Origin of the sequence: Streptomyces sp. NBC_01431 (genome assembly GCF_036231355.1) — a bacterium.
Classification (GTDB): domain Bacteria; phylum Actinomycetota; class Actinomycetes; order Streptomycetales; family Streptomycetaceae; genus Streptomyces.
In genome coordinates, this window is sequence record NZ_CP109496.1 from 3,090,120 (window position 1) to 3,113,685 (window position 23,566).

General features: G+C 67.8%; 27 protein-coding genes. 9 read left to right on the forward strand and 18 right to left on the reverse strand.

What is annotated here, in order from left to right; genetic code table 11:
* Positions 1 to 40 precede the first annotated feature (40 nt).
* From OG522_RS14010 to OG522_RS14070, 13 genes are all read right to left on the reverse strand, one after another.
* The gene (locus OG522_RS14010; RefSeq protein ID WP_329463312.1) at positions 41 to 616 is read right to left on the reverse strand and encodes a hypothetical protein; all 576 of its coding nucleotides are present in this window, start codon (positions 614 to 616) and stop codon (positions 41 to 43) included.
* Between the two features lie 35 nt (positions 617 to 651).
* Entirely contained in the window at positions 652 to 1,293 is a 642-nt protein-coding gene (locus tag OG522_RS14015) for a pilus assembly protein TadG-related protein (RefSeq protein ID WP_329463313.1), read from the reverse strand.
* On the reverse strand, positions 1,293 to 1,523 hold the full coding sequence (locus tag OG522_RS14020; protein WP_329463314.1) for a hypothetical protein: 231 nt from the start codon (positions 1,521 to 1,523) through the stop codon (positions 1,293 to 1,295). Before OG522_RS14020 ends, OG522_RS14015 begins: the two co-directional genes overlap by 1 nt.
* A 248-nt stretch (positions 1,524 to 1,771) precedes the next feature.
* On the reverse strand, positions 1,772 to 2,899 hold the full coding sequence (locus OG522_RS14025) for a response regulator (protein ID WP_443074698.1): 1,128 nt from the start codon (positions 2,897 to 2,899) through the stop codon (positions 1,772 to 1,774).
* Between the two features lie 53 nt (positions 2,900 to 2,952).
* Positions 2,953 to 4,269 carry a sensor histidine kinase gene (locus tag OG522_RS14030; protein ID WP_329463316.1) on the reverse strand — a complete coding sequence of 439 codons (1,317 nt, stop codon included), beginning with the start codon at positions 4,267 to 4,269 and terminating at the stop codon, positions 2,953 to 2,955.
* A gap of 49 nt (positions 4,270 to 4,318) precedes the next feature.
* Positions 4,319 to 5,206, reverse strand: a complete 888-nt coding sequence (locus tag OG522_RS14035) for a DUF5936 domain-containing protein (protein ID WP_329463317.1) — start codon at positions 5,204 to 5,206, stop codon at positions 4,319 to 4,321.
* Positions 5,207 to 5,217: 11 nt separating this feature from the next.
* Complete coding sequence (locus tag OG522_RS14040; protein ID WP_329463318.1) at positions 5,218 to 6,156, reverse strand: type II secretion system F family protein; 939 nt, start codon at positions 6,154 to 6,156, stop codon at positions 5,218 to 5,220.
* 9 nt (positions 6,157 to 6,165) lie between these two features.
* Entirely contained in the window at positions 6,166 to 7,503 is a 1,338-nt protein-coding gene (locus OG522_RS14045) for a CpaF family protein (protein ID WP_329463319.1), read from the reverse strand.
* A gap of 57 nt (positions 7,504 to 7,560) precedes the next feature.
* The gene (locus tag OG522_RS14050; protein WP_329463320.1) at positions 7,561 to 7,941 is read right to left on the reverse strand and encodes a TadE/TadG family type IV pilus assembly protein; all 381 of its coding nucleotides are present in this window, start codon (positions 7,939 to 7,941) and stop codon (positions 7,561 to 7,563) included.
* Positions 7,938 to 8,366 (reverse strand): TadE/TadG family type IV pilus assembly protein, encoded by a 429-nt coding sequence (locus tag OG522_RS14055; RefSeq protein ID WP_329463321.1) that lies wholly within the window; start codon positions 8,364 to 8,366, stop codon positions 7,938 to 7,940. The genes OG522_RS14050 and OG522_RS14055 overlap by 4 nt, the downstream gene beginning before the upstream one ends.
* A 4-nt stretch (positions 8,367 to 8,370) precedes the next feature.
* Positions 8,371 to 9,657 carry an AAA family ATPase gene (locus tag OG522_RS14060; RefSeq protein ID WP_329463322.1) on the reverse strand — a complete coding sequence of 429 codons (1,287 nt, stop codon included), beginning with the start codon at positions 9,655 to 9,657 and terminating at the stop codon, positions 8,371 to 8,373.
* Positions 9,658 to 9,664: 7 nt separating this feature from the next.
* Positions 9,665 to 10,372 carry a Flp pilus assembly protein CpaB gene (gene cpaB, locus OG522_RS14065; protein WP_329463323.1) on the reverse strand — a complete coding sequence of 236 codons (708 nt, stop codon included), beginning with the start codon at positions 10,370 to 10,372 and terminating at the stop codon, positions 9,665 to 9,667.
* A gap of 70 nt (positions 10,373 to 10,442) precedes the next feature.
* A complete protein-coding gene (locus OG522_RS14070) occupies positions 10,443 to 11,327 on the reverse strand; it encodes a hypothetical protein (RefSeq protein ID WP_329463324.1) in 885 nt (294 codons plus the stop codon).
* 551 nt (positions 11,328 to 11,878) lie between these two features.
* Here OG522_RS14070 and OG522_RS14075 point away from each other — a divergent pair.
* Genes OG522_RS14075 through OG522_RS14090 form a run of 4 tightly spaced genes read left to right on the forward strand, consistent with a single transcriptional unit; the run spans position 11,879 to position 14,822 of the window.
* The gene (locus tag OG522_RS14075; protein WP_329463325.1) at positions 11,879 to 13,324 is read left to right on the forward strand and encodes a hypothetical protein; all 1,446 of its coding nucleotides are present in this window, start codon (positions 11,879 to 11,881) and stop codon (positions 13,322 to 13,324) included.
* Between the two features lie 42 nt (positions 13,325 to 13,366).
* Positions 13,367 to 13,942, forward strand: coding sequence for a hypothetical protein (locus OG522_RS14080; protein WP_329463326.1), 576 nt, complete (start codon positions 13,367 to 13,369; stop codon positions 13,940 to 13,942).
* 2 nt (positions 13,943 to 13,944) lie between these two features.
* On the forward strand, positions 13,945 to 14,373 hold the full coding sequence (locus tag OG522_RS14085; RefSeq protein ID WP_329463327.1) for a DUF3592 domain-containing protein: 429 nt from the start codon (positions 13,945 to 13,947) through the stop codon (positions 14,371 to 14,373).
* A gap of 2 nt (positions 14,374 to 14,375) precedes the next feature.
* Positions 14,376 to 14,822, forward strand: coding sequence for a hypothetical protein (locus tag OG522_RS14090; protein WP_329463328.1), 447 nt, complete (start codon positions 14,376 to 14,378; stop codon positions 14,820 to 14,822).
* A gap of 39 nt (positions 14,823 to 14,861) precedes the next feature.
* On the opposite strand, the gene OG522_RS14095 is transcribed toward OG522_RS14090, so the two are convergent.
* Entirely contained in the window at positions 14,862 to 15,299 is a 438-nt protein-coding gene (locus tag OG522_RS14095; protein ID WP_329463329.1) for a DUF3592 domain-containing protein, read from the reverse strand.
* A 114-nt stretch (positions 15,300 to 15,413) separates the two neighbouring features.
* On the opposite strand from OG522_RS14095, the gene OG522_RS14100 reads away from it, so the two are divergent.
* The 3 genes from OG522_RS14100 (at position 15,414) to OG522_RS14110 (ending at position 20,228) form a co-directional block, all read left to right on the forward strand.
* Positions 15,414 to 17,411, forward strand: a complete 1,998-nt coding sequence (locus OG522_RS14100) for a hypothetical protein (protein WP_329463330.1) — start codon at positions 15,414 to 15,416, stop codon at positions 17,409 to 17,411.
* 52 nt (positions 17,412 to 17,463) lie between these two features.
* On the forward strand, positions 17,464 to 18,045 hold the full coding sequence (locus OG522_RS14105) for a hypothetical protein (protein WP_329463331.1): 582 nt from the start codon (positions 17,464 to 17,466) through the stop codon (positions 18,043 to 18,045).
* 545 nt (positions 18,046 to 18,590) lie between these two features.
* Positions 18,591 to 20,228 (forward strand): chitinase, encoded by a 1,638-nt coding sequence (locus tag OG522_RS14110; RefSeq protein ID WP_329467581.1) that lies wholly within the window; start codon positions 18,591 to 18,593, stop codon positions 20,226 to 20,228.
* A gap of 75 nt (positions 20,229 to 20,303) precedes the next feature.
* Here OG522_RS14110 and OG522_RS14115 read toward each other — a convergent pair whose 3' ends face one another.
* The 4 genes from OG522_RS14115 to OG522_RS14130 form a co-directional block, all read right to left on the reverse strand.
* The gene (locus OG522_RS14115; protein ID WP_329463332.1) at positions 20,304 to 21,161 is read right to left on the reverse strand and encodes a S1 family peptidase; all 858 of its coding nucleotides are present in this window, start codon (positions 21,159 to 21,161) and stop codon (positions 20,304 to 20,306) included.
* Between the two features lie 256 nt (positions 21,162 to 21,417).
* Positions 21,418 to 21,645 (reverse strand): DUF7848 domain-containing protein, encoded by a 228-nt coding sequence (locus OG522_RS14120; RefSeq protein WP_329463333.1) that lies wholly within the window; start codon positions 21,643 to 21,645, stop codon positions 21,418 to 21,420.
* Complete coding sequence (locus OG522_RS14125) at positions 21,642 to 22,010, reverse strand: hypothetical protein (RefSeq protein ID WP_329463334.1); 369 nt, start codon at positions 22,008 to 22,010, stop codon at positions 21,642 to 21,644. The genes OG522_RS14120 and OG522_RS14125 overlap by 4 nt, the downstream gene beginning before the upstream one ends.
* The gene (locus OG522_RS14130) at positions 22,007 to 22,144 is read right to left on the reverse strand and encodes a hypothetical protein (protein ID WP_329463335.1); all 138 of its coding nucleotides are present in this window, start codon (positions 22,142 to 22,144) and stop codon (positions 22,007 to 22,009) included. The genes OG522_RS14125 and OG522_RS14130 overlap by 4 nt, the downstream gene beginning before the upstream one ends.
* Positions 22,145 to 22,327: 183 nt before the next feature.
* Here OG522_RS14130 and OG522_RS14135 point away from each other — a divergent pair, with 183 nt between their 5' ends.
* Positions 22,328 to 23,083, forward strand: a complete 756-nt coding sequence (locus OG522_RS14135; protein WP_329463336.1) for a helix-turn-helix domain-containing protein — start codon at positions 22,328 to 22,330, stop codon at positions 23,081 to 23,083.
* On the forward strand, positions 23,076 to 23,543 hold the full coding sequence (locus tag OG522_RS14140) for an NUDIX domain-containing protein (RefSeq protein WP_329463337.1): 468 nt from the start codon (positions 23,076 to 23,078) through the stop codon (positions 23,541 to 23,543). Before OG522_RS14135 ends, OG522_RS14140 begins: the two co-directional genes overlap by 8 nt.
* The last annotated feature ends 23 nt before the right edge of the window (positions 23,544 to 23,566 follow it).

The following is a 23,566-nucleotide window of genomic DNA, read 5'->3' on the forward strand; positions in this document are numbered from 1 at the left end:
AGGCCGCTTCGAGGATTCCTGAGAGTGAGCATCGGCTGCCTCACCCGGAGATCTTGATCGTCGCGGACTGCATGTGCGGCACCTGGAAGTCCACCTCGGTCGTGTTGGCGGGCGGGGCGGGGAACTGCGCGAAGAACGTCGAGTTCTTCCCGGCACCGAGGCCACTGAACTTGGTGCACAGGCAACGGCCGTCGGTGTCACGCAGGATGAGGTAGCGCTTCTTGCCGGCCTTGTCGACCAGCGAGGCTCCGGCCATCGAAGCGCCGTTGTTGCGCAGCTCGGTCTCGTCGCCCTGCCAGTCGGGCATCGTGTAGAAGTCCTTGCCGTTGTTCTTCACCACGCCCGCCACCGTGACGAAGCCGCCGGTGTCCCGCTTGGCCGAAGTGATCGACATTTCAATGCCGTTCTCGCCCTGGACCGTAGCGAGAACCTGGTCGCTCTGAGGATCCGGCGCATTGGACTGAGTCTTCCCGCCGGGCGTCGCCGAGGTCGAAGAACCAGCGTTCTTCTTGCCGCCGTCGCTGCCCCCGCAGGCAGTCAAGGTGAGAGCCAGGGCAGCGGCGGCCGCAGTGACCACGATGCCCTTCACGCGTGCCCTGTTCTTGGCCTTGTCCATCAGTTCAGTCCCTCGTTTCATTCTTCGTTCGCTTACTAGTTGGCGTTGACCAGGTGGACGGAGAAGAGGTCGGACGCTCGGGGGAACAGCTCCTGCACGTGCATCCGGTCGAAGAGCAGATCGGGACGACCGTCGCAGACGAGCAGGTAGGCCTCGTCCGTACCGTTGGGGAGCGATGCCCCGGTCGGCATGACCCGGCAGCGAGGCTGGATCACGGCGACGGCGGAGGCCGTGCCCTTCCGGGTCTCGGTGGCGGGGATGACGGACTTGCCGACAGGCTTCTTGGACTCCACCGACACGTAGTAGGCCGTCTGCCCCCGGTAGTCCCCCTGGTGGCAGCCGTCCAACAGACGGGTCCTCGCGTCGTTCTCGTCGGCGAGATGCCCCGCCGCGAAACAGGACTTGAAGGTGAGCGGAGCACCGAGCGGGCTCTTGCCGTCGAGCAGGGTCTGGAGGGTCACCATGTCCAGGCCGTCCACCATTGCCGTGCGCAGCGTGTCCCGTGCGTCCTGTGCCGCCGCCAGCGAGGCGGCATCGGCCGCCGTCTGCGTGTCGTTGCGCTTGACCGAGGCCTGGCCCCAGGCGAAGTAAGCGAACGCGAGAAAGAGCAGGCCCGCCACCACCGTGATGTAGATGGGGAAGGCCTGCCCTTTGTCGCTGTTGAGGCGACGGAACATCAGGGGGTGATCTTGTTGATGGCGGTGGTGATCTTGTCGCGGATCGCGTTGCCGAAGTTGGTCTGCGTCAGCACCAGGATGATCGCGACGACCACGACGATGATGCCCATGTACTCGACCGCGCCCTGGCCCTTGTCCGCCCGGCGCTTCATCGCGTCGACCGTCGTGTTCATCCAGCCGTTGACGCGGACCTGAGCCTTGGTGGTGGCCTTCAGCATCGGGTTGCTCATGGTGTTCCCCTCCGGGTTCGGCCGACCGTGGATCGGCCGACGCGTAAGTCTCTGTGCCGTTGTTCGCGTTACCGGCTTCCTCCTGGCCGGTGCCGCTTTCGACACGAGAAACGTACGCCGGAGCCGGGGCCCCACCACAGGGTCCCAGGGCCCAATCGGGGGCCCAAGAAGGGGATTGGGCCCCGGCCACGCCGACCCGGGCCCGCAGGCCCAACGTGGCTGCGGGCAGCGCCCTTTCGCTCTCTCGCTCAGCCATGCCCCACCGACCCTCGGCCCGCGTCGCCCCTACGGGCGCCCAGCCAGATCGAGACGGCCTCGGCACGGCTGTTGCTGTGCAGTTTCGCAAAGATGCGGTTGATGTGGTTCTTCACGGTCTTCTCGCTGATGAAGCAGGTGGCGGCGATCTGCTGATTGCTCATGCCTGCCGCGATCAGGTCCATGACCTCCACCTCCCTCGAACTCAGCGCGTAGTCCGCTCTGTTGTGGCCCGGCGAGACGCCGGCCCCAACAGGCCTCTGCGGAACGGAGCTTCCCCATTCCGACCCCGTCGAAGACTGTGCCACATCCGCTTGCAAATGCGAAGTGGCTTGTGGCTGATAAAACGAATTCGTGACCTGGGACTGCGGGTTGGGTGCGTGCACCGGCTGTCCGTGCCCGGTGGGTGAGGCTTGTTGGGGCAGGGATCCGCTGTACGGAGCGCCTGCCGCGAAGGCCCTGCCGAGTCCTTCCGGCAGGGGCGGCAGGGGCCCTTCCGGCGGGCTCCCACTCCTCATGTGGGCCAGCAAAGCGTTTGCAGCTGTGGCGGTGAAGTGGGCCCGCCCCTCCTTGATGTCCCGTACCGCCGCCACGAGCTGGTCCGCGGTGAACTCACCGTGGACCAGGTAACCACCGGCCCCCAGGCGCAGCGCCTCCCGCACGATCTCGTTCTCACGGCTGTACGTGAGCATCATGACGGGCGCGATCCGCACCAGGTGCGGGAGAGCCGATATGCCGTCGACCCCGGGCATGCGGACATCGAGGAGAACCACGTCAGGCCGGTGCTGGACCGCCGCCTCGTAGGCCTGGCGTCCGTCGGCGGCCTCCGCCACCACCTCGATGTCCCTGCGACCGGACAGGAGGACGTTCAGCCCGGCTCGCACGACCGGGTTGTCGTCCGCCACGACCACTCGGAGCGAGGACGCGGGGGCCTTGTCCGGAAAGGCCGGGAAGCCGCCGGGCGGGGTGGCCGGGCGAGTACCGGAGGTCGGGGTGGGCACGGAACTCGTGGGTGTGGGTTGCGACGAAGTGTGCTGTGAGGGCCGGGACGGCGGCACACCCTGTTGACCTGAAGCGTAGGACTGCGCACCGTGAGCCTGACGGGGAGTCTGGTCCGGCATGGAGGTGGCCTCCTCTCTGGGGAGTGGGGGGGGGACGCGAGTGGGGGGTGGGGTCAGGTGGCGAGCGGGGCGGGCCGGGCGAGGGCGGCGAGCGGCAGGTCCAGGCGGACTTCGGTGCCGGCCGCCGCCTGGCCGCGGCCGATGCGGATGCGGGCGCCCACGCCCGCGGCCCGCTCGACCATCCCGACCAGGCCGAAGTGACCGGCCCGCTTGAGCTCGTCGAGCGAGGTGCCGGGCGGCAGGCCCCGGCCGTCGTCGTACACGCTGATCCGGAACATCTCGCCCACCACGCCCGCGGAGACGTCGATCCTGGTGGGGTGGGCGTGGCGGTGGGCGTTCTCCATTGCCTCGGAGGCGACCGTGAGGAGATGGCGGGCGATGGCGTGCGGGATTAGTTGGACGACCCTCGGCTGGCTGAACTGCCGCAGCTGCAGGGTGCCTGCCGCCCCCGGCTCAAGGGCGTAGAAGGCCGCGGTGATGCCGGTCCGTTGGCCGAAGTCCCTTACGCGGGCGGCCAGTTCGTCGACCACGTCGACTCCGCTGTCGAGCCCGGACTCGCGGCGCAGGTCGGAGAGGAGCTCGCGGGACTCGGCCGCGGCTCGACGGGCCGAGCGCGCCACCAGATTGGCCTGCTGCTGGACGGTGCGCGGGTCCATGCGCTCGGCCGAACCGGCCAGGCCTTCGGCCGCCAGAGCAACCCCGTGCAGCGTCTTGGCGACCGAATCGTGCATCTCGCGGGCCAGTCGCGCGCGTTCCTCCTCGACCGCGTTGGCGACCGCGAGGCGGGCGCGGGTGTCGGTGAGCGCCTGCGAGGCGAGCCCGAAACGCAGCATCAGGCCGCGCAGGGTCACACCGATGGCTCCGGCGACGACGCAGAATCCCGGCAGGAGCAAGGACGCGGCGACCGTCTGGTGATGCACGCGCTGCGCCGAGTGGGCGAGAACCAGGACGACGCACTGCACCGCGGTGAAGATGCCGGCGCCGCGCCAGCCGTAGACCAGTCCCGCCAGGAGCGGGGTGCAGACGACCACATATCCGAGGGTGGACTCCTCTGTCGCGGTGAACAGGAGCAGCGCCCCGAAGACCGTGTCGGCCCCGAGGAGCGTGGGGTGGCGCAGCAGCAGCGGGCCGAACCGCTCCCAGTCGCGGTAGAGGGCGTAGGACCCCATGAACGTTACGAGTACCGCACCCGCCACCAGCCAACGGGCGGGCCCAGTGGCCGAGTTGGCCAGTGCGAACGGCGTGCCGAGGGCGATCATCGCGAGCCGGAAGAGGAACACTTGGCGGCACAGCGCCTGGAGCGCGTTGATCTGGAGGGTGATCGCGGGCTCGGGAAGGGTCGAGTCGGCGACGTCGGACGCAATCTCCACGACTGGCCCGGTGAGCCTCGCTCTCAGGGTCGGGAACACCCGCTCCCCCTCACTTTCCGGTGATTGAGCCGAGGTCGGAACCGGAGCCCAGCAGCATCGCGGACCCCATGAGGATCATGGTCGCGGGCACCATGAAGGTGGTGACCATGAGGGTTGCCTTCGGCACGGCCCTGGCCGCCTTACGACGGGCGTTCTGGGCGTCGGTGCGGCGCATGTCGTTGGCTATCGCGATCAAGGTGTCCACGATCGGCGCTCCGAGTTCCTCGCCCTGCTGGAGCGCGGTGACGAACATGGCGACCTGATCGGAATCGTTGCGCTGGCGCATCTCGTCGAAAGCCTGACGCCGGCTGACACCCATGTCCATCTGCCGCAGAGTGATGCGGACTTCGTCGGCCCACGGCCCCTCGTACTTCTCCGCGACCCGCTCCAGCGCCTGCCGGAATCCGAGGCCGGCGGAGACGACGACGGCGAGGACGTCGAGGAAGTCGGGCAGGGTGCGCTCGATGTCGTCCTTGCGCTTGCGGATCGCGGCCCACAGTCCCACCTCGCTCCAGATGTAGCCGAAGCCGATCATGAGCAGGGCGCCGATCACGCTGCCGCTGCTGAGCATGGCGAAGGCGCCGAAGCCCCCGAGGGTCGCGTAGACCGCCCGGCGCGCGGCATAACGGTCGATCGTCAGACCGTCGGGGTTACCGGCCATGTCGATCTTGCGGCGCTTCTCATTGACCCGCTTGGGCCCCATCATGCGCAGCACCAGCGGCGCGTAGCGCATGCCGAGCCGGTCCAGCCCGCTGCCGACCGCGGTGGTGCGCGACGAACCGACTTCAAGGGCGACGGCCAGGTCGGTGGGGACCTTGGCTTCGGCCCGGTACATCTTGATGCCCTTGAGCGCGCCCAAGAGGCTGAGGCCCATGACGAGCCCGAGTAGCAGTCCCACGAGAGCCTCCCTCAGATGTCGATCTTGGAAATGCGTCGGATCAGGATGAATCCGACCGCGTAGAGCCCGAGCGCGATGACGACGGCCATCTGCCCGAGGAAGGAGCCGGTCATCTTGTCCAGGGCTCCCGGTGCGATCTGGTTGACGAGGAGCATCGCGCCGATGCCGATCGCCGGTACCGCGTACGCCGTCATGTTCACCTGGGACAGCTGGGTGCGCACCTCGCGACGCGTCTCCTTGCGCTCCTCCAACGTCACCGTGAGGTTCCGCAGCGAGGAGACGACGGTGCCACCCGCACGATTGGAAAGGATCAACGTCGAGACGAGCACGACGAGTTCACGTGACGGCAGGCGCTCGGCGAGCTCACTCAAGGCGTCGTCCAGGGAACGGCCGACCGCCAGTTGGTCGGCGACGATCCTCAGCTCGTCGCCCGCCGGGGCCTCCAGTTCGTCCGCGGCCATCGCGATCGCGGTCCGCAGGGCCAGCCCGGCCTGGGTGGCGTTGGCGAGCACGCGGGAGATCTCGGGGAGCTGGTTGATGAACGCCTCTGTGCGCTTGGAGCGCTGCCAGTTGAGGAACGTGTTCGCCGCCCACAGGCCCGCGAGTCCGGCCAGGGGGCCGAAGAAAGAGGCCAGGATCGATGACGCGATGATCCACAGCCCGACAACACCGGCGACCATGTACACGAAGAACTCGCCGACCGTGAGGTCCAGACCGGTCGCCGCGATCTTGCGTTCGATCTTCTTGCCGTACGTGGTCTTGCGCAGCGAGCCGTCGAGCCGGGCGAACCTGCGGCGCCGACCCGGCATTTGTATCTGGCCGGTGGCCGAAAGCCGGTTGACCAGTGCCTGCTTGTCGGCCGTGCCGGACGCGTACACGCGCATGCCGATGACCGCGGCCACGCAGGCGAGGAGCGTGGCACCGATCGTGAGGAGAGCGGGGTTGTCCATGGTGGCTGCCTACTTGGCCTCTCGGGTGGCGAGCTGTTCGTCGGTCACGGCGACGCCGAACGCCTGCGGGATGGGTTGGCCCGCCATGTAAAGGCGGTCGGCTATGCGTCGCGGAAGCGGGAAGTACTTGAATTCGCCGTAGACCCGGCCGTCCTGCGCCATGGGGCGGGCGACGAAGCGGGCCATGGACGCGATGCGGTAGGCGTCACGGCCGTGCGAGTCGAGCGCCGCGATCTCGGTGATCCGGCGGGAGCCGTCGGCATGCCGGGTCAGCTGCACGATGACGTCCACCGCCGAGTTGATCTGGTCGTGCAGTGCCTCGAACGGAATCTTGATCTCCGACATGGAGGACAGCGTCTGGAGGCGCATCAGGGCGTCCTCGGCACTGTTGGCGTGCACCGTCGCCAGCGAGCCGTCGTGGCCGGTCGACATCGCCTGGAGCATGTCCAGCGCCTCGCCGCCACGGACCTCACCGACGACGATGCGGTCGGGACGCATACGCAGCGAGTTGCGGACCAGGTCGCGGATCGTGACGCGACCCTTGCCCTCGACGTTCGCCGGGCGGGACTCAAGGCGGATCACATGGCTCTGCTGGAGCTGGAGCTCGGCCGAGTCCTCGATGGTGATGATCCGCTCGCGCTCCGGGATAAGCCCGGACAGGGCGTTGAGCAGGGTGGTCTTCCCGGTGCCGGTGGCTCCGGAGACGATCACGTTGAACTTCGCCTGTACGAGCCCGGCCAGCAACAGCAGCATGTGCTGGTCCAGCGAACCGAAGTCGATCATTTCTTGCAGCGTGAACGCCCTCGGGAAGCGCCGGATGGTGAGGGTGGCTCCGGTCAGCGCGAGCGGCGGGATGATCACGTTGACACGTTCACCGGACGGCAGCCGAGCGTCGACCATCGGATTCGACTCGTCCACCCGGCGGTTGACCGTCGAGACGATGCGCTCGATCGTCTGCATCAGCTGATCGTGCGAAGCGAACCGCATCGGCAACTGCTCCACGCGACCGCGGCGCTCGACGAAGATCTGGTCGGGTCCGTTCACCATGATTTCGGTGATGGACGCGTCTTCGAGCAGCGGTTCCAGGACGCCGAGGCCGAGTGCTTCGTCGACCACCCGGCGGATCAGCTGGGCGCGTTCGGCGGTGGAGAGGACCGGGCCCTCCCGGCTGATGATGTGGCCGAGGACCCGCTCCAGGCGTGCCCGCCGCTCGGCGGCCGCGAGCGCGGACATCTCCGCGAGGTCGATCTCCTCCAGGAGCTTGACCCGGTAGGAGGCGACCAGGTGCGCGTCGCCCTCGCTGTCGCGGTTCCCCTCCGGGACTGTGATGCGCGCCCGCAGGCTCATGGGTCCTGACTCCTCGGTCGATCTGGCGTGACGGTGATACGGGGTGGTGGTTCGCGGTCAGGGGCGGTCAACGGGCATGGTGGCCGTTTTGTGGACCTTGCCGAGCGACAGTCCGGGCAGTATCGCCGGGATCTCCACGTCGCCGGTCACGGTGACGGTCCCGCCCCAACTGGAGGACGAGAAATCCGCCTTGGCGGCGGTCCAGCCACTCATCGCCGCCTTGCCCACCCGGTTGGCGTCGGCGTACGGATTCTGCGCGACCACCCGTGCGGCCGCCCGCGTTCCCGTACCGGCCTGCTGGGCGACGTAGACCGCTATCCCCAGCTGGATGGCGGCCAGGCCGACGATCAGCAGGAGCGGCAGGAAGCCCAGGTACTCCAGCGCGCTGGAGCCGCGGTCGCGGCGGGACTTGGAGAGATGGCTCTTCAATCGCCTCATCCGTTGGCCTCCTTCGCCGCGGACGCGTGCGCCTCCACCGGGAAGAACCAGTTCAGCGTTCCGGGGAAGAGCACGGGAACCTTGAGACGGACGTCGACCGTGTCGAGGTCGGTCTGTACGCCGGTGTCGATGGAGGGGCAGTCGATCCGGGCTTCGCTGTCCCAGGCGGCCGGCAGGTTCTTCCGCCCCGCCTTGTCGCACTCCTCGCCCCTGGTCCAGCCGTCCGTGACGGCGTACGCCCGCGCCGCCTCGTCCGCCGAGTTCCCGGCCAGCGAGAACGTGTAGCCGATCAGCACCATCTGCCAGATCGCGATCAGAGTCACGATGATGATCGGCAGCATCCCCGTGAACTCGATGGTTATCTGGCCGCGGTCCGGCTCGCGCACTCGCCGCATACGGTCCTCACAAAGCCGTGCGATCCGCATGGCATCAGTCCTCCCCCTGAGACGATTCGCCGGGACCGGGGCGTCGGCGGCGAAATCCCGCCGCGCCTCGGTCGCCGCCTCGCGACTTCCCCGGACGGGCGCCACCTGCGGCACCGTCCGGGCCCTTCACCAACCCGAGTTCGCCGGCCAGGCCCCAAAGGGCCTGCTTCACGGTGGACTTGGCGTCGAGGTCCTGCATCTGGCCGGCGTCCACGACCGGCTGGAGCTCCTTGAAGTTGGCGGGCACGGCGGTCCGCGTGACCCTCGTGCCGGTGATCTTCTGGATCAGGGCCGGCTGGATCTCGGTACTGCGGTTGAACTTGTTGACCACAGTGGTGGTCTCCTCGGCCTTACGGATCTGGAGCCGGTCCCACATCCGTACGATCCGCTTGGCCGCGCGCACCGCGATGACGTCGGGAGTCGTGACGAGCAGCGCGATGTCCGCCATCTCCACGGCCGCCGCGTTGGCGCCGTTCATCTGGGTGCCGCAGTCGATGATCACGACCTCGTGGCGGTTGCGCAGACCGGAGACGATCTGGCGAGCCGCACGGTCGCTGACCTCTTCGGCCCGCTCGCCCTCGCCCGGGGCGAGGAGCAGGGCGATGCCGCTCTGGTGGTTGAAGACCGCGTCCTGGAGCACCCGCGGCGAGATGTCCGCGATCGCTGCGAGGTCGACGATCGAGCGGCGGAACTGTACGTCCAGGTAGGACGCGATGTCCCCGGCCTGGAGGTCCATGTCCACCAGCGCCACGTTGCGCCCCGAAGCCCGTGCGGCGAGCGCGAGTTGGACGGCCGTGACCGTGGTGCCGACGCCGCCCTTCGCGCCGGTGACCGTCACGACGGTGCCGCCGGGGCCGGTGAAGACGTCTCCGCCGGAACCCAGGTGCCGGCGCACGCCCACCGACCACGCGGCCGCCGCCTGAACCCGGCTGGCCAGCTCCTCGTAGCCGAGGGGCAACGCGACGAGACCACGCGCACCCGAATCCATCGCGGCCGAGAACAGCGCGGGGCTGATGTCCGCCGTGATCAGTACGACACCCACCGCCGGGAAGCGGAGGGCCACCTCCCGGATCAGCTCCAGGGCCGGCACGGGGCCGATCCGCTCGTGGACGAGCACCACCTCGGGCAGCTCGTCGAGCGACTCGCCCGCGAGTCGCGCGAGGGTGTCCAGGAGCTGGGTGGAGTCGCCGACCGGTGCGGCGGGCTCGGCGTCCGGCAGTTGACTGAGCAGGGTCACCACCGACCGGGCCGCGTCGGTATCACCGACCGCCGGGAGGATTCTCGTGGTCATCCAAACCTCACTGGTCCTTGTCGAGGCGGTACGTGCGATCGCTCGGCGGGATGGTGGTGTCACTGCCGGGGGCGACCAGGGCGAGCCGCACGTGCTGGGCGAACGACTCGGCGTAGGCGACGCGCTGGGCGTCGAGGCTCTTGAGGGCGAAAGTGATCGGAACGGACTGGCCGGAAGCCTGACTCTTGTCGTCCCTGTTCGGGTCCAGCGCGGTGATCTTGCCGATGTCGAGCACCCGGGCATTGGACACAATGATCTTGGACGTGGGGGCGTCGCCCTGCTTCAGACCCGCGAACGTGGCGAAGATGTTCACGGTGGAGCCCGGCGTGATCTTGCCGGCCACGCCGGTCGCGGCGTCCACCAGGATCGCGATCTCCTGCTCGCCCGGCTTGAGTTCGGGCTGCTTGACGATCATGTCCGTCTGCAGCAGCGAGCCCGCGCGAAGCTGAGTGATCGCGACCTTGCCGTCCACCGTCGAAATGTCCGTGACCGCATTCGGCGACAGCCAGCGCTTCGGCATGGAAGTCTTGACGAATTTAGCGGCATCGAGCGTGGTATAGGGCTGGATGTCGTCCTTCACTCGATAAGCCGTGACTTCCGGCCCGACCTTCGAGTTCGCATCACTGATCACCGAGAGCACCCCGGCGAAGGCGCCAAAAGCGCAAAGAACGGAGACAAGCAGCAATATGACGCCGCGGCGCTGACGGGAATTCATGAACCGTACAACCTCGTTAGGTGGCGTGGGGACGTGGGCAGAGCGGCCAAGTGCGGCCGCGGAGAGGCGTTCAGCCTCGGTGGCGAGCGCGGGTTCCCTGGCTCAGGACACCTGAGCCACCCGTTTGGTTCTCCTGAACAGGGGTGGATCCCGTGGAGGCCGACGGGAGGGGAGAGTTGCAGAAGCCGCAGCGATCACCGATCAGCTCCATGCCGCACCAGTGGCACTGAACGCGCCAGGCGGACGCCACCAGTTGATGGATGACGTTGGCGTCCGGCAGGTACGAGGCGAACTCGACCAGCTTGGCGGTGCCCCACCAGTGCGCCGAGTCGGCGGGCAGCGGGGCCTCGTGGACGGCCTGCACCTGCCAGCTGGGGGCCAGCGTGGCGGTGACCCAGTCGGTCTGCAGCTGTCCGTTGGCGACCAGGAGGTGGCTGGCGAATTCCGGCCCCTTCAACTGCCCCGCACCGATCTTGACCAGCTGCGGCTCGGGATGGGCCAGCACGCCGAACTGGGTGCCGGGCAGCCAGGACTTGGCATGCGACTTGAGCGAGACGGGCACCCGGTCGAGCTTGGTGACCGAGTTGAGGACGGCGCCCGCGTGGATGTAGTGCGGCAAGAGCCGGGCCGCCGAGGCGATCACGCCGGGGCTGAAGCCGCCGAGCGTGAGCTGGCGCAACTGCAGGGCGAGGATGGCGGTGCCGAGCGGCGGCAGCGACGATTTGAACAGCACGATCCGATCGCTTTCGAGTACGGATCTGACCATGTGCAGGCGCTGTTCGTGGGCCGGCGCGATCGAGGCCGGGTAGACAGCGATCAGATGGCCGTGCTGTTCGAGGAGGGAATGCATCTCGAACAGCGCGGAGTCGAGCGGCTGGGCGGCGGGCGACTGAAGCAGCGCCGCCGGTGGTGTCCGCTGATCCGCCGGAGCCAACACCAAGTCAGGGCTGGTCACAGCGATTGCCGTTGGCACGTCCTACTCCCCCGTTCACTCACGCGTCCACAGCCGCGCTCCCCGTCGTCGCGAATTCCGCCGCGACCGCGAATGACCTCTGCTTTCTCCTCTCACGTGGCACTTTATCCACGACTTACGCCACAGAGAACCGCCCGCCCGTCCCTGTTGGTATCCGTATAAGGCGCATCTCCTTATATACAGGGGCGATTCGGTCGCAAAGATCATGTACGGCCCGCTGAGCCGAGACCCGAATGAAACGTGAACGGGCAACCAGTTCGGTCCGATCCAGCGCCCGACCGGATGGGCCCGGCTTTGGGCCCGGGGGCCCATGTACCTCATGGATCACACCGATACCGTGCGGACCGGACGGGTGCCACGAGGTGCCTCCGAGGTACGACGACGCACAGTTGGGGGCAGGGACCATGGTGCTGGGGGACGGGTCGATACCACCGGCGTTCAGAGCCGCGAGCACCGAGTCCGAGCGTGGCGAGGAGCGGCCGCAACGCCGACGGGGGCCGCGCGGCGACCGCGGGGCCGGCGCAACCGAGTACATGGGCATGATCGTCGTCGTCGCGGCCGTGATCGGTGTGGTGAGCACGACCGGCTTCGGGCAGCAGATCGCGGGCAAGATCTCCGCCGCCATCTGCAAGGTGACCGGCGGCAACTGTGCCACGTCCAACCAAGCCGGCGACCCGCCCAAGACCGACAAGGACTACGAGCCCCCGCTCTGCCAGATCTCCTCGATCACCGACAAGGCCGGGGCCAAGGCCAAGATCCTTTTCTTCGAATGGGGTCAGGAATACGGCTTCCAGCAGCAGACCTTCAAGGCCAACAGCGACATCAACGGCGACGGCAAGGTCGACGACAAGGACGAGCAGGTCATGCTCACCTTCACCGACGCGGCCTCGGTCGCGGCGAAGAAGGACTGGAAACCCGGCATGAAGATCGGCAAGTTCGGCTCGGACAAGGTGGAGCTGGGCGCCGGATTCAAGGTGACCAACGGCGACACCTGGGTCTTCAAGAGCGAGGACGAGGCGAAGAAGTTCCGCGACGACCTTGAGAAGCTGAAGTCGTACGAGTACGCGCGCACCGCGCCCGGCGGGGGCGACGCCAGCGTGGGCAACTCCATTCTGGCGCTCTTCGGCAAGGGCCCCCTGGTCGAGGAGGACAAGCTCCACGACAAGATCCAGAAGGCGCTTGGCAACCGGCACATCAGCTACGGCAAGGTCGGCCTGGATGCCTCGGCGTCCGGTGGCATGAAGATCTCGGCCGGTGACGAGAAGAAGCTGAGCGCGTCGCTGGGCGGCAACTTCAAGTTCTCGCCGGAAGTCACCTGGACCGACAACGACTTCAAGGGCACCAAGTCGTACACGTACTCCTCGTCCATCGAGTACGGCACGAAGGTCGGCTACGAGGCCGGGCCGATCAGCGGAGATGCCTCGGCCAACACCACCCAGACCGGCACGATCACCGTCACGCACGACAAGAAGACGGGCGAGCTGCTGCGCATCGACATGACGCGCACGGTCGAGGAGGGCGGCCAGAAGGACGGCGTGAAGGGGAAGAAAGGCGACACCAGCGGCAGCGTCAAGGGCACCGACAGCCAGAGCGGCATCCGCGTCGTGACCAATTCGGTCGCCTTCAAGCCCGGCACCGAGGGCCAGCACGACCGCGACATCGCACAGAAGTGGCTGGACGGGTACGGCGACAACGCGGCTCCCTTCACCTACATGTTTGACGACCACGCGCCGACCAAGCGGCCCGGCAACGACGACCCGTTCGGACAGATGCTCTTCGACAAGGGCATGTCCAGCGTGACGAAGTACACCGGCGAGACCAACGCGGCGGAGTACGGCTTCGAGCTGAACCTCGGGCTCAGCCTCGGCTTCTCGGTCAGCACCGAGAAGAAGGAGCAGATCCTGGACGATGCCCAGTTCCTCGGGGCACCCAAGGGAGACCAGCGTTCCTACGTCCCGTACAGCTACTGTGCGAACTGACCTGTGCCCCCTGCCGATGTCGACAACAGGAGTCAGCACCTCATGAAGACCACCACCGCGAGGCGCGCCGCGGCCGCGCTGGGCAGCGGCGTGCTCGCGGTCGCGTTCCTCGCCGGCTGCGGCAGTGACAAGGCCGGCGGCGCGGCCTCGGTCCCCGACGGCTGGGGCACGCTCAAGACACCCACCGTCGACGTCTCGTACCCCAAGGGCTACGTGGCGCAGAGCGCGGCCGAGCGCAGCAAGTACAACGCGGCGGCCGCGACCCGTACCGAGAGCGGCATCACCGTCTCCACGATCACCGTCCAGATCGGCTTCACCAACGCCGACTCGGCGGAGGAGGCGGCGATCGGCGCCGAGGCGGGCATCCAATTGGGTGCCACCCTGCTGAACACGACCGACGTCAAGGTGGCGGGAACGGACGCTGCCAAGCGCGTGGAGTTCGAGTTCTCCTCAACCGGGGAAGACCATCTGCCGCCCAAGGGCACCCGGATCCGGGGGGTGATCGTGACCGGTCTCGACTCCCGGAAGCAGGCCTTCGCGGTCCGCGTCGACGCCCAGAAGGGCAAGCTCGACGACGGCGACCTGGAGAAGATCGTCAAGTCGGTCGAGGTCCGTTAGCGATGGACGTCCCCGGCGGTGGCCCCATCGCCTTCGGCCTGCTGGTACTGCTCTTCGGCAGCCTGACGTGGAAGTACGCCCGGCGCCTCGTGACCGTGACGCGGATGCTGCGACACGGGGTACGAACGGGCGGTGAGTGCGTACGGATCGAGCGGGACAACGTGAGCGTCGACGCGAAGCGGCACTTCTTCGCCTTCCGCACCGCGCAAGGGCGGCCCGTCGAGTTCGAGGACCTGGCGGGCTGGTCCATGGCGGTCGGCACCCCCGTGACCGTCGCGTACGACCCGGCAGATCCGGTGCGGACCGCGACGATCGCGGGTCGGGGCACCTGGTCGCCCGTGCTGCAGTGCGTGGCGCTGGTCGTCGGCTGCGGATTCGCGACGCTCGGTTTCACCACGGTATTCCTGTTCACGGTCCTCGGAGGTCGGTAGTCATGACGCGGTACAGCTATCCGGGCGCCCCGCCGGAGGACCGCGAAAGCTCCGCGCTGTCCGCGCTCGTGCGTTCCTGGGCAGCCGGCATCGTGGTGCTCGTCATCGCCGAGTACATCCAGATGTCCTTGATCAACGCGCCCCTGGTAGGAGACGCGGGGCCCAGCTCCTTCGGCAGCGCGCTGCTCCTGGTCCATCTGCCGAACGCGGTATGCCTCGCCCTCGCCACCTGGGTTGCGGCCCGTGTGCACCGGGCCCCCCATTGCGCCCTTCCGAGCCGGCACCTGCCGGCGGCCCTCACCGTCCCGGTCGCGGCCCAGCTCCTGACCCTGAGCATGCAGTGGGACCGCATGGGCGGGCTCGGTGGCATCACGTTCTGGATGTCGAACGCGGTGTTCGTGACGGGGTGTGCGGCGGGGCTGATCGTGTCGCGGCTGGGGCGTTCCTGATCCTGCCGGGCTCGGGCTCCGGGAGCGGTGCTCGTTGCGCTACTGGAACAGCACCGACAGGTCGATCCACACCAGCACGGCGAGCACGGCCGCGACGCCGAGGGCGGCGCAGCCCGGCACCAGCACCGGTGCGAGGTCGTCACGGCCCGCGATCGTGGCCGTTCGCCGAGGGTCCGCCGGGTCGTAGTGGACGGTGGTGCGGTATCCGACCCGGGTGTACGGGGCCGCCGCGTCCTCGGTGTACGTGACGCGGTGGCCTTCACGGGTCACGAACGCGAAGATGTGGTAGCGCGACCCGTCCATGTCGGTGGAGTTCGAGGCGATGTCCCGCACCTCGACGCACTCGGCCTCGGCGGCCTCGCCGTGGACGACGACCCGGCGCATCCGCAGCAGCCGCCGCACGAGATGGGCGAGCAGCGCGGCCAGTCCGATGGTCGGCAGCACCAGCAGCGCCAGGGTGGTCAGGGTCTCCGTCATGCCGTCCGCACCTTGATGATCTTTGGGTCCTGAGTGGGCCCGGGGGCCCATGACCTGGGAGTTTCGCTCACGTTAACGTGCTTGCGGCACCACCGGGCAAGAGGGGTACAGCACATGGGCGGGATACGGGGCGGGTTCTCCACGGGGAACGGGGGGACCGCCTGGTCGGCGTCCTCCCGGGAGAGGACCGGGTTCTTCTTCCCTCTGATGCGGTCCTGGGCGGCGGGCATCGTCGTGTTGTACGGCTCCGGCTTCCTGCTCGGCTTCGCCTACGACGCGTTCGCGAACGCCGAACGGCTCGGCTCCTTCGGCTGGCGCCTCGCGCTGATCTATCTGCCCAATGTCCTGGGCACCGTCCTCGCCGTCTGGATCGCGGCCCGAATACTGCCCGAACCGCACCGGGACTCCCGCGTGTTGTACCTCGTGGCGGCGCTCGCCATGCCGGTGCTGGCGGCCGCCAGGGCGCTGCTGGTGGCGTGGGACTTCCTCACCGTCGAGGGCCTCTCGATGATGGCGGCCGCGGCGGTGCTCGGCAGCATCGCCGGGCTCGCGCTCGACCACCTCCTCGGGTCACGCCGCGGCGCCCCCGGAGCCGTCCATGGATGGGGCGACACCGGTGCCTCCGCGACCGAGTACATGGGCACCATCGTGGTGGTCGCGGCGGTCGTGACCGCACTCAGCGGCACCTCGCTCGGGCAGGCGGTCTCCAACCGGATCCGGGCGGAGATCTGCAAGGTCACCGGCGGCAGCTGCGCGACGACGAGCACGGCCGCGGGGCCCGACCAGGGGCCTACCGACGCACAGTTCGAGCCCGCACTCTGCAATACGCACAACGAGTCCTCGACCGCGGGCAACGAGGTCAAGCTCGGCTGGTTCAAGATCGGGAACGAGTACGGCTTCCAGAAACAGGACTACAGCACCAAGGACAAGGACAAGGACGGAAACCCCGTCCGGAAATACCGCATCACCTTCAGCGAGGCCGGAAAGCTGGGTGCTTCCTGGAAGCCCAAATTCGGTATGGAGGCTGGGGAGTTCGAGAAGCAGCCCGCCGAGGTCGAGGTGGAGGGCGGCCTCAAGTTCACCAGCGGTGACACCTTCGAGTTCGACACGGCGAAGAAGCGCGACGACTTCCTCAAGAAACTGGACGAGCGGGCCGGCGCCAAGGCCGCGATGCAGTACGGCCGGGATTACGTCTCGGTGCGAGCCGCCGATCGCTTCCTGAAGCTCGACAAGGAGATCAACGACACCGTCAAGGGCCAGAAGATCTCCTACGGGACGATCGGGGCGGAAGGCACCGCCAACGCCAGCCTCCAGCTGTCGAAGGAGGACAGCGACGTGCTCTCCGCGAAGCTCGGCGGCAAGGTGAAGGCGAGCCCTTCCGTGACATTGACGCACGACACCATCCACGATGTCGAAGGCATGACGTACACCTTCGAGCTGGAGGGCGGGAACAGCCTCGACATGAGTGGGGGCGGAACCGGTGTGAAGGGTGACCTCTCCGGGAAGCGAACGGCTTCGGTGACGGTCAACCGCGACCCGAAGGACCACAACAAGCTCAAGTCGATCGTCATCACCCACACCAGCCAGGCGAAGGGCAGCGGAAAGCTCTCCGGCGACAAGAGCAAGGAGGGCTCCACGGAGGACCCCGAGAGCGGCAAGAAGCCCAAGGGCAAGGTCGCGGGGAGCACATCGGCGGATGCCACGCAGACCGAGACGGTGACGAATACGATCCGTTTCCAGGACAGCGACGACTCCGCCAAGCAATCGGTGACCGACCACGACCGGGCCACCGCGGAGAGCTGGCTGAGCGGTAACAAGGACAAGACTTCTCCCTTCACCACCCTGTTCTCGGACGCCGCTCCGACCAGCGAGCCGAAGAACGGCACCGACTTCGACAAGATGATGTTCGAGCGCGGCCAGTCCAGCCGCACCGCGTACTCCGGTGTGAGCAACGCCGCGGAACTCGGTTTCGAGATCAACCTGGCGTCCGTCGGCTTCGGTTACAAGGCCCAGTTCTCGAAGGACACCCAGCAGCTGGGAGACGCCGAATTCCTCGGTGCCCCGCGGGACGGAAAGCGTGGTTATCTTCCGTACAGCTACTGCGCGAATTGATCCGGCCTACCGCACCACGGCACGACGGCACCACCAGAGAGCGAGCCTCCTCATGATCACCCATTCCCTGCGCCCCGGATTCCGCGGCCTCGTCACAGCATGCGCCGTCGCCCTCTCCGCCGCGCTGGTGACCGGCTGCGGAAGCGACCCGAAGGCCGCGACGCCTCAAGGCTGGGAGACGCTGGACGCGCAGGGAGTCGCCGTCGACCATCCCGCGGGCTGGAAGACCGTGCCCGCCGGGCAACTCGCCAAGACGAACGAGGTCGCCGCCACCCTGACCAGGAGCGGCGGCATCGTCGCCAAGATCGCGGTACAGAAGAAGTTCATGCAGACGTCCGACGTCGACATGGCCGCGATGGGGGCCAAGGCGACGTATGTGCTCGGTGGCGGCACGACCGACCAGAAGTCGGTGACGGTGCAAGGGACCGACAAGGCACAGCGCATGGACTACGCCCCCCAGGAGTCCAACGGGCAGGACCAGGCCCCGCCGTCCGGCACCTCGGTGGAGGCAACGGACGTCGTCGCCCTGGACGGCCACGGCGATCCCTTCCTGGTGCGCATCATCCGCACCCGGGACGCGCTCCCGCAATCCGACCTCGACAAGATCGTGAAGTCGGTCCGCGTCACCGGCTGACGCCCCGCCGACACCTCCGCAGACGTTCCGCCGGGCGATCGGTCCCGGCGGCCGGGAGGTCAGGAGCAGGGTGGCCGGCGGTCCCGCTCTTGACCAGCGAGCCGAGGGCCGGGGTTGATTCGCACGGGCGGTGACGGGGGCCGCGTCCCGGGGGTGGGCGAGACAGGGAGCGGACCGGCGCCTTGCAGGCCGAGCATCAACTCAGCTCTTTTGCATGCCGGTTGACGAAAGCCCGGAGGCGTTCGAGCACCACGCCTCCCGGCAGGCCGAGTGGGCTGTCCCGGCGCACACCGCGGGACCGAGGGCAGCGGCCGGGGGCGGCGAGGTGCGGATCCACCAGCGCGAAGTGGCATCCGCCGACCGCACAGTCCAACGACCCCTCTGCGCCAGAGGTCTTGACAACCCAATTGGTCTGGACCATCTTGTGCCACCAAGGCGCCCCACTCCCACTCCCTTCCTCCCCACTCCCCTCCCGGAGGCAGCACGTGAACCGCGCGAGACACGCAAGGCTCGCTCTGGCCGTGGCCGCGGCCGGCGCCCTTTCCATGGCCGGGCTCTCCGGCACCGCCCAGGCGGCCGACGTCAACAACGCCCAGAACGCCGGGTTCGAGTCGGGCCTGGCCGACTGGAGTTGCTCGGCCGGCAGCGGCGCCACCGTCGCCGCACCCGTGCACGGCGGAGCCGCCGCCCTCAAGGCCACCCCCTCGGGCTCCGACACCGCCCAGTGTTCGCAGACCGTCGCCGTCAAGCCCAACTCGACGTACACGCTGAGTGCCTGGGTCCAGGGCAGCTACGTCTACCTCGGCGCGAGCGGCACCGGCACCACCGACGTCTCCACCTGGACGCCGGGCACCGGCAGCGGCTACGGCCAGCTGTCCACGACGTTCACCACCGGCGCCTCGACGACCTCGGTGCAGATCTACACCCACGGCTGGTACGGCCAGAGCGCCTACTACGCCGACGACATCTCCGTGTACGGGCCCGACGGCGGCGGGAGCGGCACCCCGGCGCCGACGATTCCGGCGGCCCCCGGCGGCCTCGCGGCGGGCTCGGTCAGCTCGTCCTCGGTGGACCTGTCGTGGGGCGCGGTGTCCAACGCGACCGGGTACAACGTCTACCGGGACGGCGCCAAGGTGCAGTCGGCGACGGGCGGTTCGGCGACCGTGACCGGGCTGAGCGCGTCGACCTCGTACCAGTTCCAGGTGAGTGCGACCAACGCCGCGGGCGAGTCGCCGAAGTCGGCGCCGGTGACCGCCACCACCTCGGCCACCGGCGGCACCCCCGGCGGCGGTGGGAACGTGCCCAAGCACGCGGTGACCGGCTACTGGCAGAACTTCAACAACGGCGCGACCGTCCAGAAGATCAGCGACGTGCCGGCGAACTACGACATCATCGCGGTCGCCTTCGCGGACGCCACGACGACCCCGGGCGCGGTCAGCTTCACGCTCGACACCAACGGCCTCGGCGGTTACACCGTCGACCAGTTCAAGGCGGACATCGCGGCCAAGCACGCCGCGGGCAAGTCGGTGATCATCTCGATCGGCGGCCAGAACGGCACGATCTCGGTCAGCGACTCGACGTCGGCGACCAACTTCGCCAACTCGGTCTACTCGCTGATGCAGACCTACGGCTTCGACGGCGTCGACATCGACCTGGAGAACGGCCTCAACTCCACTTACATGACACAGGCGTTGAAGTCGATCGCGGCGAAGGGCGGGGCCAAGACCGTCATCACGATGGCCCCGCAGACCATCGACATGCAGTCGCCGTCCAACGAGTACTTCAAGACGGCGCTCAACATCAAGGACATCCTGACCGTCGTCAACATGCAGTACTACAACAGCGGTTCGATGAACGGCTGCGACGGCAACGTGTACTCCCAGGGCACGGTCGACTTCCTGACCGCGCTGGCCTGCATCCAGCTCCAGGGCGGTCTCGCCCCCTCACAGGTCGGCCTCGGCCTGCCGGCGTCGGCGTCCGGCGCGGGCAGCGGCTACGTCTCCCCGGCGGTCGTGAACGCGGCCCTGGACTGCCTGACCCAGGGCACCAACTGCGGCTCCTTCAAGCCGTCGAAGACGTACCCGGGTCTGCGCGGCGCGATGGCCTGGTCCACCAACTGGGACGCCAAGTCGGGCAACGCCTGGTCCGGCGCGGTGGGACCGCACGTCCACGCCCTGCCGTAACACCTTCCGTACGACGGCAGCGGCGCCCCGCTCAGGCGGAGGCGCCGCTGTCCTACGGGAGGAGCGGGGTGAGCGTCACGGCTTGGGGAGCACGCAGCCCGGCCGGCTCAGGTCGATCTTGTTGCCCGCGCCTATGCAGGGCACGATGATGTACGTCTCCTGGGCGTAGTTGATGCCCTGGTGGATGGTGACGTTGCCGTTCTCGTCGACCTCGCACGGGTTGTTCTCCGTGCACTGCTCGCCGTCCTCGTTGCCGGTGTTGTTGACGGCGACGACCTTGCCGGTCGTCGTGTCGATCACCGGGGAGCCCGAGGTGCCGCCGATGGTGTTGCACGACGAGGTGTAGCGGACCGAGTCCTTCCAGGTCCAGTCGCCCTCCTTCAGCCGGTAGACGAAGCCGTCCACGTTGCAGCTGTAGGTCCGCTTCCAGTACCCGGAGACGACCTTGATGGCCGAACCCTGGGTGGGATGCGTGTCGTTGAGGGTGAGCGCGCTGATCCCGTACCTGCTCTGGATCTGGGCGTAGGTCTGGGTGAGCTGGTAGATCGAGATGTCCGTGTCGGTCATCGTGGCGTACGAGACCTTGCTGGCGCGCAGGGTGGCGACCTTGGAGCCCGAGGCGTTCAGCAGCGAGAAGGAGCGGGACGACGGCTGGTCGGTGATGACCTCGCCGGCGGCGGGGAATCCGCTTTCGAGGCAGTGGCCGTTGGAGAGGACGAGCGCGGGGTCGTTGGGCTGCGAGCCGGGGGCGCGGACCACGGAGCCCGAACAGTTGCTGAGCGCGACCGTGCCGGCGAAGTTGACCGCCTTGACGGTGGGCTTCGCGTCGGCCTTGGTGGCGGCGGACGGGGCGGCGACGGCGGGTGCCGCGCCCGCCGCGGCGAGCAGCAGGGCGCTGACGGCGCCGAGTGCGCCGACGAAGGACTTCTTCATGTGGGGGTTCCCTTTTTGAGGGTGCTCGGATGATGAAGGAGCTCGGTTTGTCATGCGCATTGTTGATGGTGGCGCGGTCAACGGGCAAGTGGACAAAAGGAGTTGGCTAGGTATGGCAGGACATCAGATAGGGGGCTCCACACGGTCGCGCTCGTCAGGTCAACAGACGGAGCCCCGTCCAGTGCCCCGGAGGAGGCGTGGACGGGGCAGCTGACTCGCTGAACCGTGTTGCTCGGCGTCGCCGAGCGCACCGGTGTCATTCATCGCGCGCGACGCGGGCATGATCGGTCACGACACGGCGGAAGAGGTCATGCCCCGTGCGGCCGGCATGACGCAGGCTCCAGTCCTGAGCCGCCTCCTGTTCTCCCTGGGGGCCGGATGTCTCGTCGCACCCAGACGCCACGCAGAAGGCTTCGAAGGTGACTCCGCCGTCCGGTACATGCCGGATCGTGTGAGGTACGTAGCGCAGCACGGCGCGGCTCATGCGGACGCCTCAGAGCACCGCGCAGGGTTGCCGCCCTCGTCATCCTCGATGTCGGTCACGCTGGGGTCACCCCAGACGGAATCGGCCAGGCGCGCGCCCCGGCTGGCCGCGACTCGGTGCACGTCGGTAGGAGCCTCGGCCAGCTGAATTGCCAGCAAGTGGAGCTCACCCGGAGTCCATTTGCGCCCGTCGAGGACGCCTCTGGCTTCCTCGATGAGGTCGGCGGCCAAGCCGAGTTGCATCGCCTCCATGTTGTCCGCGAGGCGGGAAAGGTAGCCGCCGGAACCGTCATCGGCGAGGTAGCACGGCTTGCCCTCTGGGCCTGTCCAAGGCAGGAGCCGTGCTACGTCGATGTGTCCCGTCATGCCGACGCCTCCGCCTCGTGGACCAGCCACGCGATCGGCACACCCACGGGCCGGACGGGGAACGGATGGCGGCCCTGGGCAGGGTGCAGTAGCCGCAACAGCGGTTCGGAGAGGCAGGCGATGCGGTGGTTCATGTCGTCAACTCCACGTAGCTGATGGCCGCACCCCCGGACCGTCCACCACGGCCGCGGGGGTCTTCCCGGCGGTCACCAGTCCACACTTCCGGTTTGGACAGGCCGTTCCTACTTCGTTCGGAGACCGTTAGGCACGGTGCGGGACTAACGTAAGAAGCGTTCCTAACGTCCCAAGGGGTACCTGTGAACGAGTCCCTTCGCCGCGCCATGGCTCAAGCGCGAATGACAGATCGCCAGTTGGCGGAGAAGTGCGGCGTTGATATCAAAACGGTCGGCCGGTGGGTCACGGAGGCGGGGCGGGTTCCTCGTGCCCGCCAGCGATGGGCCGTCTGCGAGGCACTCGGAGAGGATGAGGCGGTGTTGTGGCCAGCGGCAGCAAAGAAGGCGATTAAGGTCGGTCCGGACCGTGAGGTCGTGTCCGTCTATCCCTACCGTTCCGGCTGTCCAGCCTCTCTGTGGCGTTCGCTGATCACCAAGGCTGAGCGAGAGCTGACTTTCGCGGGCTACACCAACTACTTCCTGTGGCTCGAACAGGCTCGGTTCGGTACCGCGCTGCGTCGCAAAGCCGCCCAGGGATGCCGAGTCCGATTTCTGCTCGGTGACCCTGACAGCGACCTCACGCGCTCGCGTGAACAGGACGAAAACGTTGCGCTCACGCTCTCCACCCGTATCCGTGTAACACTCGCCGAGCTGGAGAAAATCAGAAGCCAGTCGGGGATTGACGTGCGATATAGCGACGGACACGCCTACCTGTCCGTGTTCCGCTTCGATGACGACATGATCGTTACGCCCTTGCTGACGCACAGAGTTGGGCACGATGCCCCCACACTGCACCTGCGCCGTCACCAGGACGACGGCATGTTTGATCGCTTCGCTTCTCACGTTGACGAACTGTGGAACCGGGGCACTCCGGTATGGGAAGGGGAAAGCGATGGGTAGGCGCGATTACGAGGACGATCCCGACGCCCCGGCGGCGAACAGTCTGGTTCCCGCCGCCTCCACGGTCGTTGTCGACGACTCCGGGCGCATCCTGCTTCAGTGTCGCCGTGACAACGGCATGTGGGCGCTGCCCGGGGGCGCCATGCACATCGGAGAGTCGTTGCCTGACTGCGCCGTCCGGGAGACCCGCGAAGAGACCGGATTCGATGTCGAGATCGTCGGCATCGTCGGCACGTACACCAACCCGCATCACGTCTTCGCCTACGACGACGGTGAGGTGCGACAGGAGTTCTCCGTCTGCTTCCTCGCGCGACCCGTGGCCGGACACCTGGCGGTGTCCGAGGAATCCACGGACGTGCGCTGGTTCGAGCCCGAAGAGGTCGAACACCTTCCGATGGTTCCCAGCATCCGCAAGCGTGTGAACGACTGGCGCGATGGCACCATGCCCGCCGCCCGGTAGCCGGAAGCGGCAGCGACCCGACA

Coding starts and splice junctions, on each gene's coding strand:
- OG522_RS14010 (WP_329463312.1), bottom strand. CDS start 616: ATGGACAAGGCCAAGAACAGGGCACGCGTGAAGGGCATCGTGGTCACT.
- OG522_RS14015 (WP_329463313.1), bottom strand. CDS start 1,293: ATGTTCCGTCGCCTCAACAGCGACAAAGGGCAGGCCTTCCCCATCTAC.
- OG522_RS14020 (WP_329463314.1), bottom strand. CDS start 1,523: ATGAGCAACCCGATGCTGAAGGCCACCACCAAGGCTCAGGTCCGCGTC.
- OG522_RS14025 (WP_443074698.1), bottom strand. CDS start 2,899: ATGCCGGACCAGACTCCCCGTCAGGCTCACGGTGCGCAGTCCTACGCT.
- OG522_RS14040 (WP_329463318.1), bottom strand. CDS start 6,156: ATGGACAACCCCGCTCTCCTCACGATCGGTGCCACGCTCCTCGCCTGC.
- OG522_RS14045 (WP_329463319.1), bottom strand. CDS start 7,503: ATGAGCCTGCGGGCGCGCATCACAGTCCCGGAGGGGAACCGCGACAGC.
- OG522_RS14050 (WP_329463320.1), bottom strand. CDS start 7,941: ATGAGGCGATTGAAGAGCCATCTCTCCAAGTCCCGCCGCGACCGCGGC.
- OG522_RS14055 (WP_329463321.1), bottom strand. CDS start 8,366: ATGCGGATCGCACGGCTTTGTGAGGACCGTATGCGGCGAGTGCGCGAG.
- OG522_RS14060 (WP_329463322.1), bottom strand. CDS start 9,657: ATGACCACGAGAATCCTCCCGGCGGTCGGTGATACCGACGCGGCCCGG.
- cpaB (WP_329463323.1), bottom strand. CDS start 10,372: ATGAATTCCCGTCAGCGCCGCGGCGTCATATTGCTGCTTGTCTCCGTT.
- OG522_RS14075 (WP_329463325.1), top strand. CDS start 11,879: ATGGGCATGATCGTCGTCGTCGCGGCCGTGATCGGTGTGGTGAGCACG.
- OG522_RS14080 (WP_329463326.1), top strand. CDS start 13,367: ATGAAGACCACCACCGCGAGGCGCGCCGCGGCCGCGCTGGGCAGCGGC.
- OG522_RS14085 (WP_329463327.1), top strand. CDS start 13,945: ATGGACGTCCCCGGCGGTGGCCCCATCGCCTTCGGCCTGCTGGTACTG.
- OG522_RS14090 (WP_329463328.1), top strand. CDS start 14,376: ATGACGCGGTACAGCTATCCGGGCGCCCCGCCGGAGGACCGCGAAAGC.
- OG522_RS14095 (WP_329463329.1), bottom strand. CDS start 15,299: ATGACGGAGACCCTGACCACCCTGGCGCTGCTGGTGCTGCCGACCATC.
- OG522_RS14100 (WP_329463330.1), top strand. CDS start 15,414: ATGGGCGGGATACGGGGCGGGTTCTCCACGGGGAACGGGGGGACCGCC.
- OG522_RS14105 (WP_329463331.1), top strand. CDS start 17,464: ATGATCACCCATTCCCTGCGCCCCGGATTCCGCGGCCTCGTCACAGCA.
- OG522_RS14110 (WP_329467581.1), top strand. CDS start 18,591: ATGGCCGGGCTCTCCGGCACCGCCCAGGCGGCCGACGTCAACAACGCC.
- OG522_RS14115 (WP_329463332.1), bottom strand. CDS start 21,161: ATGAAGAAGTCCTTCGTCGGCGCACTCGGCGCCGTCAGCGCCCTGCTG.
- OG522_RS14120 (WP_329463333.1), bottom strand. CDS start 21,645: ATGAGCCGCGCCGTGCTGCGCTACGTACCTCACACGATCCGGCATGTA.
- OG522_RS14125 (WP_329463334.1), bottom strand. CDS start 22,010: ATGACGGGACACATCGACGTAGCACGGCTCCTGCCTTGGACAGGCCCA.
- OG522_RS14130 (WP_329463335.1), bottom strand. CDS start 22,144: ATGAACCACCGCATCGCCTGCCTCTCCGAACCGCTGTTGCGGCTACTG.
- OG522_RS14140 (WP_329463337.1), top strand. CDS start 23,076: ATGGGTAGGCGCGATTACGAGGACGATCCCGACGCCCCGGCGGCGAAC.